Raw genomic sequence first — 7,498 nt, 5'->3', positions numbered from 1 at the left:
CCTGAGCCTGAGCCTGAGCCTGAGCCTGAGCCTGAGCCTGAGCCTGAGCCTGATAATTTTGTTGACGAGGCCCCTGATTCGTCAAGCAATAATTTTGGCTCATCAACAGGCCTTCCCGCTGGCGTGCTCGACCAAAATATTGGCCTGCGAACTAGCCTGGGAGACGAGCAACATTATCGGAGTGCCTTATCGCAATTCGTCGCTGAAGTTGGCGAGATCAGACAGCACTTAAACTCTGGGCTCAGCGCTATCAACAAACAAATGATCACTGAGAAAGCAAGCCGCTTACGCACAAGTGCTGAAGAACTGGGTATAAATAGAGTAGCTTGCCTGGCAATTGATCTGGAAAACAACACACAGTTCCCAAATGAAGTGCAAGAAGAAGCAATAAGCTCTTTTGCTAAAGAACTGGATTATGCAGAACAGGAAATCAGAAAGGTTCTTGGAGAGAGTAACAGCTAGATTTGTACCGAGCCTCGCTGGCAGGTCGCACCTTTGAACCTATCTAACTCCGCATAGCGAGGGCTGGGGCCCTCTGCAGGACTCTCTTATGTATATTGCTCTTGAAGATAAGAAATAATATCTGACGACTCATACATCCATTGTTGCTCACCATCTTTTTCTATTCTTAAGCATGGCACCTTAAGCTTTCCTCCACCGGACTGTAGCTCTTCAGCAAACTGCTTATTGCGTTTCGCATCACGAGTCTCAATATTTAAGCCCTGACGACGCGCAGCCCATCGAACCTTTACGCAAAATGGACAGGCAGCATACTGATATAGCGATATGTTCTGCGTCGCCGCGTCCAGTTCTAACTGCTTCTCGCTGGAAAGCTTGGGTTTACGAGGCTTAAACAGAAAATCAACTAATAGAATAATACGGCCTAATAGCCATCGAACAACAGACATGCAACGAACCTCTTTCGTAAATCGCTAGAATATGGCACCGTAAAACTGCACAAAACTTATACAGCTATCTCTACGGCGCACGCGGATTCTATCAGAAAAGAGGCATAATTTCCTAGGGATGATCAGCCCGAATCAAGGGAGCATAGGCCTGACAACAGGATCTACTTATAATTCGATCTTGGGTGCAAGGTAAGCACAAACACTCGTTACTTGCTGCCAGTCTTTAATCACTGAGGGGTTATTTTTCAAGAAGTGCTTAGCGACATAAGCTCCGCCAGCGGCTTCGGCCAGTACTTCATAATCATAATCGACCTCATCCGCATCCAAAGCCTGAAGCGCATCAAAGATACTCACTTCTGACTCTGCAAATGAATTAATGAGTCCTTCACGATACATCTCGATCAGCCTATCAATCGAATAAGCTTGAGTGTTAACTTGATAGCCCTTAGCCAACAACAAAATATCGATATCACTGCCTTGTTTAACCGCAAGAATACCTGCACCTTGATTGTTTCGGGAATTACCATTACCCACGAGTAAAATACGTGAGGTATATAGGTCAAAGGCATATTCAGCGACTTTATCCCGCGATTTGGTCTTGACCATATTCAAACCAATATCAATCACATTACTATCAAGCGCACCTTCCATGAATGAGTAGTCTGGCATTTCGACAAACTCGACATGAGAAAAGTATGCGCTCGAGCATTCCATCAAATTTGCAAGACTTCCTGAAGCAATACCGTTATCAACTTTGAAAGAAAGATGAGGTACGTAACCAATTCGAACGGACGATTCAAACCGCTTATTATCTGTGGCGTAGCTTGCTCCAGAGAGCAGTCCAGCCAGCATCGCGCAGACAATCATAGGTAAAAAGTGTCTAAAAGCAGACATAAAACGCATAGGCATGTAACTCACCTTAAATTTATTATGTAAGTGGTGGAAAAAGCTTGGGTTATTTTTATGATAGCACTACTTATGGTAATAGAAAGGCAAAGTAAAAACTATGCATTAGGTCTAGCTTGTGCAAGGTCATCCGGGGTAAGCAATTTAGCCGCACGATGGACAAGCTTGCCGCCACCTCTTAGTGAACGATAGACGATATCCAGAATATCTCGGTGCACGGCTTCAATAGGTTTGGCTATTTGACTCACTACGGGTAATTTTTGCATCACATAAAAGGGCTCTTCAGCAATTGAGTAATGAACCGTCTCAACTGTTTCTACCGTTTTATCGTAAGCGCTCGCCATCAAATCGATAGTGCCTGCTAATAAAGCTTGATTGGACACATCTTGCTGCCCAGCTTCGGGGATATAGGGTTTACGTATTACCTGATAGTTGATTAAATCGAGCGCTTTCCCCGCATGACGTGTACGCAATCTTCGCTCATCTTCATCAACCCAGCATGCTATCTGCTGGTACACGCGGTCAGAGTGCGCCAATGGAATATGTGGCAGGCCTTCAAAGTGAGCGTTTTGGCTATGTGTTGGCGCAGAGCCCGGGTTAGCACTACCCTGTCTGACCAAGCTATCCCCCATCACTCTGCTAATAAAGCTATCTTCATTCTTTCCAACACTACCACTAATAAAGTAATGACGAGCCTGATCATAGAAACTCGCACATGACGACTCAATTTCTTCAGATGGAGCAAAAAACTTCAAGCCATGCTTTAAATCTTGAATACCTTCACTCCGCCGATCAATCCAATCAGCCCAATGGCTAATGTAATCCCGAGGAAAGTGTCGAACGATTTCACCGCTAAAGTGGCCAAACTTTTCAAGCGGTGAGCCTTCGTGCGGTGTACCCAAGTACATACATTTACTTAAGTTCGAGAGCCAAGGCATATCAGTTTGGATGGCACAATATTGAGCATGTCGAAGTAAGAGTCCGCCCATACTGAAACCGACAAGCATCAGTTCATCAATATTAATCGGGTAGGCTTCGTGCAATTGAGTCAGTTGCTTTGCCAGAAGACGACCATTTTTTTCTAAAGAAAGTCCGGTATTGTAGCGAAGATAGAACGGTGTATAACCAAAATCTTCCTGCAACTTTGTACCATAGTTTTCCCTGACATCGCCGCCTTTATAGTCGAAACAGCTATCAATATAATGATCGACGAGAGATTCCCCTTCACTGGGAGCCTTTAGGTGGTAATCCCAAACCGTTTCCAGGTTTGTTAGCCCATGAACAAATACAACCACCTTATTACTTAACGGCGCATCCAGCTGATGAACGAGGTGTTCATTTAAGACCAAGCGTTTGTAGTGGTAATAAAAGCCCATCTGGATAGCCAAAGGGTTACATTCTTTTTCAAGGTAGTCACCTATCACTCCATTGAGGATGGAGCGCCCTAGACGCCCCCAATGTTTATGGGTCTCTTGACCTTCAACAGTATGACTCATACATGATCTCCGTAAGTGAAGATCTTCAGATTAGCATGTTTTCTGGAATATGAGACATGATCCAACTCAATCAATGAAGGCTATTCAAATGTCATCCCTCTTAAACACGAACTTAGCCAAGTAAGTACCGCTGTGACGAAGCCCTATAAATTCAGTGCGATAAGATCACAGAATCACCACGTACTTCTACTTATTAAGAAGTCTTGTCACAAAAACAAAGTGTCAAGACCGATTTGTTGCTTAAAATTCCCTATGATGCTCACTTATAAACGCACTAGATAAAAGACAAACGCTTTAACAGCATTGATAGATAAGTTTCGGAATAAAACGTGTATAGCAGTTCTATAAAAAAAGCGCCCCTTGACAGCTCAGTGCTCACCTTAAAGCTCTACGACAGTGCATCTAAAGGCCCCGAAGGCTTGGCACAAGAACTTTGCAACATCTTCGGCAGCGCTTCAATTGACCTTAGTGAACGCCTAATCCCTTGGCAAAACTCGTTATTGAGCGAGACTGAGCTAAGCGACATTCGCAAGGAAGCACCGGCCGGTAGCTCTAGTTCTTATTATATTTTTGTTCACAAACACGTACTTTATCCGTGTATTCCTTTCGACCATCGCGCCGAGTTGGTCGCTAGCATTGCTTTTGATCGCCGCGCAGAAGCCCAGCTCCCCCTATCCAATACACAGAGACACCTACTGCCACATATCGCCCAGGCCTTACTTCTCTGCCATAAAATAAACCAACAGCAGCAAGAAATTGAATCAGTTTATCAAGTTCTGGGCCACTACCCACTCCCCACCCTTGCTGTCGATAACCAAGTTAATAGTGTGTTTAGCAATAAGTTGTTTAGACAATTAATCAATTCATCTATTACAAACGAAGAGTTTGACGCGAGTACATCATTAAGGCATCTAGCTCGTGAGCACATCGACCTACTGAAGTTATGCACTCGGGCTAATCAGCGCATCGTACTTAGAAATGCTATCCACGACTGTATGAATGCGACAAGCAAGCACAGCGTGTTGTTCAAGCTAAGTATTAATGAAATAGAATATCCGGTAATTATCAGCACGACAGCTTGCGTACCCAGGCTGTTCAGACATTACACCAGAACCGGCCTTGCATGGGTGTATTTTTTAGGCGCCAACTATGCGCAACACTTAAAAGAAAACCTAAGATTTCAGGCTCTGAAACTGAGTAAGGCAGAGAAAGAATTAAGCATTTTACTATTCGAAGGAGCTCGCCTTAGTGATATTTCAGAGCACAGAGGCGTCTCCGAACAGACTGTACGCAAGCAACTCCAATCAGTGCTTCGTAAAACTAGGCTTGAAAGCCAGGAAGCGCTAATTTTATTTTTATTTGAACACTGTATTGAATACGGATTAGTTAAGTAGTCACAAGGATGTAGTCATGATTAACCTGCTCGAAAATAACGCACCACTTACCATAGAGAAATTCAGCCTCGAAGAAGATGAACTGATCTCCCTTATCTATCGCTTCGCGAGCAAGAAAGACGAATGGTTCAATCTACTGCTGAGCCTGTCAAACTGTATTTCCATCTCTGAAAACCTACCTCATGAGCATCCGTTTAGAGACGTTTCCTTGCGTGTCATGAAACACCTGAAAACGGCGATCAAAATCAGTGCCCAACTTAGCAGCCAGGAACACCCCTTACAGACAGAAAGTTCCCTGAACCATATTCCCATGGCAGCATTAATTATTAATGAGACAGGCCGAATAATTGACATCAATGAGCGAGCTGAGCACTTCTTCAATGCCAGTCAGCACTGGCAAATTGATCAGGGTTACCTGAGCGCGGAACACCTTCGGCTGAACACAGAGCTTATGCCATTAACCGGCGACCAAAACTTCAGCATCATCTCACTAGCACTTGAACCCGTCGACTCAGCTGTAGAAAGCCTCAGCACTAAAAAGGCATACCAAGGCAAACCTAAGCTGGTCCATCTTACCGCCTTGCCAGGCAATGAGGCAGATATGCAGCTCAGCCAGCATTTTTATCTCTGTTTTCAAACAGAGCAGGAAGAGCTAATTAACACCGAGCTTCTCAAGGCACACTACCAGCTAACAGATACCGAGGCACTAGTCGTAGTCACCTTGATCAATGAGCTATCCAGCAAGAAGACTGCCACCAAACTAAAGTTAAAAGAGGCAACGGTAAGAGGCCACTTAAGCAACATTTATCAGAAACTTGGGGTGACTAGGAAACCGGAGTTAATCAGAAAAGTCTTATTATATAAACTCGGCTCCTCACATCAACTCGATAGGCCTTTATCTCCTATTGCTGACCAAACAAGCGAGCCTGAGCAGAACGTTATTTACCTGAAAGACGGCAGGCGTATGAGTTATTGCGATCATCCAAAGCCTGAACTTTTAAAAAATAAACGTGCAACTGACCCATATTGCTCGACCAGCTCCGAAACTCACGCCATCATTTTACTACATAACCTTATGGGCTCTTCAATGGAGTTACCTCCGGGTGCATCAAGCCTTTTTGAACAAGAAAATATCCGAATTATTGTTCCCGAACGTCCTGGCTACGGAGATTCTGACTGCCACCCCGAACGTAACCACCAAGACTGGTGCTCGGATCTTGAGCAACTACTAGATCACCTAAAACTAGATAAAGTAAAAATTCTTGCACACTCTATAGGTGGTAGTTACGCGCTTGCCTTGGCAGAGTTTCTGCCAGATCGCATCGAGCGCATTGCGATGGTTAATGCCATGCCGCGTATCGAAGATATTATGGCCTGCGCCAACATCCCTTCACTCGTAACGGCCGTTAATCGAAGTCTAAAGTTTGCTCCATTTTTGATCGAACCCATTTTAAAAATGGCTGTTGGAAAAGACATCGAACACTTTTATTCCCAGCAGTTGAACTATATTCGCCCCACACTTGAAGGTCGTGCTGCAGATATTAACTTGTTAAAAACAAGTCAATATCGAAACTATTCAACCGCTAATCTCAAGCAATCGGCTAAGCAAGGTGTTGGTATTTGGGCAGAAGAACTAAAGCTTAGCTTCAGTGCTCTTGCCTTTTCGGTAAAAAATTGTCGAACAGAATATCAATTCTGGCACGGCGAACATGATGATGTTATTCCCCTAGAAGCCGCTGAGCTGCTATCAAAGCACCTCAATACGACTCACTTTACCCGTCTGAAAAGTGAAACCCACTATCTTTTTGCTCGCCACTTTAACAAGATTGTTAAGCAACTCATCGCTAGCTAAGCCGCAATGAAATAGAAATCAGGGTGTGACAAGTCTTAGCGAGCACACCCTTCAACTCAACCCATGAGTACGAATCCGCATCACGCTACGGCGCGCTGCCCCTGCATATGTCTGATATAGCGATCGAACAGTTTTTAGTTGACCCTCAAGGGAAGCTAGTCATCAATGAGAACATCAAAAACATATTCGAGTATTTCCTTATGGCTTCTCATATCGAGGGACAAGACCAGGTCATTGAACGCATACGCGAGTATATTGAGATGAGTTTGTCTGGCGAAGCAACGATGAAAGCCCAGGAAATAGCAGACAATTATCTGCTTTATAAAGGCAACCTGAGTACAGAGCAATTTGCAATGAACACAGACTTCAGTCAGCAGGAAAACCTGACAATGCTGCGCTCTGCGCTTGATGATAAAAAAAACACACATCGACAATACCTCGGTGAAGAACTAAGTGAAGCCTTGCTCGGTCACGAAGAACGTTATGATGACTATTCTTATCAGCGCTTACTGATCAACAGCGACAGTTCACTAAGCGAGCAGGAAAAAGATCAGCTGATGGCTCAGGCCGAAAGCCAACTGCCCAGTAAGATGGCTCAAGGCATGCGCTATAAGCGCGAAGAAAAAAAGCTCACCGCACAAATAAACAGGCTTAAGAATCAGTCTGACACGGCTGAAGAAATCTTCGATTTAAGAGCTAATTTCTATGGAGAAAAGATCGCACAAAGAATGGCCTACCTAGAATCCAATACGCCACAGTGGCAAGCTCGCCTAACAGAATTCTACCAACAACGGCAAGATATCCTAGACTCAAATGAATTAAGTGACGAAGCCAAAAAACTCGCCTTACAAGAAGCCAAAGATAATGCCTTCACCAGAAAAGAACAGATCAAGCTCGCCGTACAATCGATACGGGGAGCATAGAGAGCTTGTAATTGGATAA

The 7,498-nt window shown here is 44.3% G+C and carries 6 protein-coding genes and 1 pseudogene; 4 read left to right on the top strand and 3 right to left on the bottom strand.

Features of this window, described 5'->3' with window-relative positions:
• A pseudogene (locus A3756_RS26935) lies at nucleotides 1-462 on the top strand (hypothetical protein); the annotation flags it as partial.
• Nucleotides 463-548: 86 nt separating this feature from the next.
• Here the strand turns inward: A3756_RS26935 and A3756_RS00585 are convergent.
• From A3756_RS00585 to A3756_RS00575, 3 genes are all read right to left on the bottom strand, one after another.
• Nucleotides 549-908, bottom strand: coding sequence for a glutathione S-transferase N-terminal domain-containing protein (locus A3756_RS00585; RefSeq protein ID WP_068509001.1), 360 nt, complete (start codon nucleotides 906-908; stop codon nucleotides 549-551).
• Between the two features lie 165 nt (nucleotides 909-1,073).
• The gene (locus tag A3756_RS00580) at nucleotides 1,074-1,817 is read right to left on the bottom strand and encodes a hypothetical protein (protein WP_068552622.1); all 744 of its coding nucleotides are present in this window, start codon (nucleotides 1,815-1,817) and stop codon (nucleotides 1,074-1,076) included.
• Between the two features lie 95 nt (nucleotides 1,818-1,912).
• Nucleotides 1,913-3,310 carry a triacylglycerol lipase gene (locus A3756_RS00575; RefSeq protein WP_068552621.1) on the bottom strand — a complete coding sequence of 466 codons (1,398 nt, stop codon included), beginning with the start codon at nucleotides 3,308-3,310 and terminating at the stop codon, nucleotides 1,913-1,915.
• 329 nt (nucleotides 3,311-3,639) lie between these two features.
• Between A3756_RS00575 and A3756_RS00570 the strand changes: the two genes are divergently transcribed.
• The 3 genes from A3756_RS00570 to A3756_RS00560 all read left to right on the top strand — a co-directional run bounded on the left by A3756_RS00570 (nucleotide 3,640) and on the right by A3756_RS00560 (nucleotide 7,479).
• Complete coding sequence (locus tag A3756_RS00570; RefSeq protein WP_068552619.1) at nucleotides 3,640-4,704, top strand: helix-turn-helix transcriptional regulator; 1,065 nt, start codon at nucleotides 3,640-3,642, stop codon at nucleotides 4,702-4,704.
• A 16-nt stretch (nucleotides 4,705-4,720) separates the two neighbouring features.
• Entirely contained in the window at nucleotides 4,721-6,556 is a 1,836-nt protein-coding gene (locus tag A3756_RS00565; RefSeq protein WP_068510952.1) for an alpha/beta fold hydrolase, read from the top strand.
• A 107-nt stretch (nucleotides 6,557-6,663) separates the two neighbouring features.
• Entirely contained in the window at nucleotides 6,664-7,479 is an 816-nt protein-coding gene (locus A3756_RS00560; protein WP_068552617.1) for a lipase secretion chaperone, read from the top strand.
• The last annotated feature ends 19 nt before the right edge of the window (nucleotides 7,480-7,498 follow it).

The sequence above is a fragment of the Oleiphilus sp. HI0086 genome, assembly GCF_001635225.1.
Note: the sequence above shows the minus strand (reverse complement) of the source record. Positions and strands in the feature narration are given on the sequence as shown.

What these genes read in the sequence shown, in the direction of transcription:
- A3756_RS00585 (WP_068509001.1), bottom strand. Translation starts at nt 908, where the DNA reads ATGTCTGTTGTTCGATGGCTATTAGGCCGTATTATTCTATTAGTTGAT.
- A3756_RS00580 (WP_068552622.1), bottom strand. Translation starts at nt 1,817, where the DNA reads ATGCCTATGCGTTTTATGTCTGCTTTTAGACACTTTTTACCTATGATT.
- A3756_RS00575 (WP_068552621.1), bottom strand. Translation starts at nt 3,310, where the DNA reads ATGAGTCATACTGTTGAAGGTCAAGAGACCCATAAACATTGGGGGCGT.
- A3756_RS00565 (WP_068510952.1), top strand. Translation starts at nt 4,721, where the DNA reads ATGATTAACCTGCTCGAAAATAACGCACCACTTACCATAGAGAAATTC.
- A3756_RS00560 (WP_068552617.1), top strand. Translation starts at nt 6,664, where the DNA reads ATGTCTGATATAGCGATCGAACAGTTTTTAGTTGACCCTCAAGGGAAG.